2 protein-coding genes are annotated in these 1,948 nt (G+C 68.4%); both read right to left on the reverse strand.

Annotated features, from left to right (window positions below):
- Positions 1-371, reverse strand: a 371-nt coding sequence (locus BM228_RS33410) for a hypothetical protein (protein WP_139234358.1), incomplete at its 3' end; no start/stop codon positions are given.
- Positions 372-613: 242 nt separating this feature from the next.
- Entirely contained in the window at positions 614-1,807 is a 1,194-nt protein-coding gene (locus BM228_RS33415) for a hypothetical protein (RefSeq protein ID WP_167367918.1), read from the reverse strand.
- Positions 1,808-1,948 lie beyond the last annotated feature (141 nt).

A 1,948-nucleotide genomic window follows, 5' to 3' on the forward strand; every position in this document is an offset into this window, starting at 1 on the left:
AGGCCGGTCAGCCGCTTATAGGGTTTGCCTTCCGGGCCGAGGTGTTTGCCCTGCTCCATGTAGCGTCGGCAAAGCCACCCGTTGAGACTGTCGAGAACGCCCCGGGCATCCTTTAGGAAGGCAACATTGGCCTCGAACACGTCGAAGCCGGCCTCCTTCATGAGGGCCAAAATCTGCCCCTGGATGGCGGTTTTCTGCTCCTTGGCGATCTTCGGATCATTGTAGAGCCCCAACAGCACATAGTAGGCGGCACGCCCAAGGTCGTCGCGGCCCGGGGCATTCCGCTTCTTGCGCAAAGCCGTGCTCCTGGCCTGCGCCTTCGCGTGCTTCTCCTTGCGCCGGAAGGAATAGATATCGTCGTCGTCGGACATGGCTGGATACCCGGTGGATGGATCCCTAGGGTCCGGCCGGGTGATGCAAGCTGCCAGAGGTAAATCGGCCTTCAGCCGCTGATTTATTTTTGCGCGCGGCCCCTCAATTGGCTCCGATTGCACTTGTGCCTTTCCCGGTGCGCCCGACGTCGGCCTGACGTCAGCACACGCGGTTGCGGATGGCTCGACACCCGCCCTCTCCATCGCCATCTTGAGCCCATGCCCGCGCAGCACGGCCAGACCTACGATCCCCGCGCCTGACCACCCACCCCCGCGTTCCGCAGCATTTCGTAGAACTTGCCGGGGTCGAACATGGCCCGGGCCTGCTGCAGCGAGATCGGCCGGCCGCCGACCTCAGGCGCGCCCGGCACGCCCCCGCCGCCTTTCTGGCCTTGCTTCTGCTGACTGGCCGCGACCGCCTTCAGCGCGTTCCCAATCTGCGCGTACTGGTTGCTCGGCTGCTGCTCGGCCGGATCGGTCGAGAACCCCGTGGGCGGGGGAGCGACCGCGAGAGGCTGGGCCGACAGGGACGCCACCCCGGGCATGGCCGAAGCCTGCCCCGGGACGGCGGAGCCCTGGCCGACGACACCACCGAGCCCGAAGCTGCCCTGTTGCGCCGTCGAGCCCATCGAGCCGCCGCCGCGCGGGGTCGCAACCGCCGGTAACGCCTGGCCGCCGCCACCGAAGCTGTTGGCGTAGGCTTGCGTCGTCGCCAGCCGGGCCGCGTTCTCGCCGCCGGGGCGATTGTATCCGGCGAATTTCCACGCATCCGCCATCAGGGCGTTGGCTTCCTGCGGGCTTTGCGCGTTCTGGAGCGCCCTAATCAGCGCCGGGTTCTCGGCCAGGGTGAACTGCGCCTGCGCCACCACCGGGTCGGCCGCGCCCTGCGTGAAGGCCTTCATGTTCGCGAGGCGATCGGCGCGCCACGACAAGATGCCCCCGGACTGTCCCGCCTGCCCGCTCTCGCTCGGGTCCGACCACGAGCCAGTGATGTTGCTGGGCGAATACCGGCTCTCATGCTGAGCGTAGGCGGCGACCGCGCCAAGGCCGTTCGGGTTGGTGAGCCCACCCTGCTGCAGGGTCGAGATGAACCGGCCGCGGATGTCGTTCGGGTCGGGCGTGGCCGCCTGGGCGCTCGACGGCCCCAGCGCGTTCATGGCCGCCGACGCGAGCCCCTGTGCCTCCGGCCGAACCACGTCGGTCGGGGCGCCCGTGGGCGGGGTCTGCGGATTGAAGCCCGAGAAGCCCGGAGGAGTCGCCTGCGGCACGTCCTGCGCGAGCTGCGGCGGCTGCGCCATCATCTGCCCCGGAGCCTGCGCCTGCCCCTGGGCCTGGGCAAGCTGCTGCATCTGCAGCCACTCTTGAATGGACGGGCTCAGACCCGCGCCGCCGCCTGCGAAAGAGGGCATGCCCCCGAAGCCGGTCCCGTCGCTCATGCGAAATGCCCCATCGTTGCGAAATCCGGCCCGCTGGCGGGCATCGGGCGATTTCGGGTGTCTGTATGCGGGCCTGGAGCGGCGTCAGCCCTGAGCCAGTTCTGGCGGGTCTGGAGGCTATCGACTCTCCGATAAGGCAAA

This window comes from Methylobacterium pseudosasicola (assembly GCF_900114535.1).
Lineage (GTDB): Bacteria > Pseudomonadota > Alphaproteobacteria > Rhizobiales > Beijerinckiaceae > Methylobacterium > Methylobacterium pseudosasicola.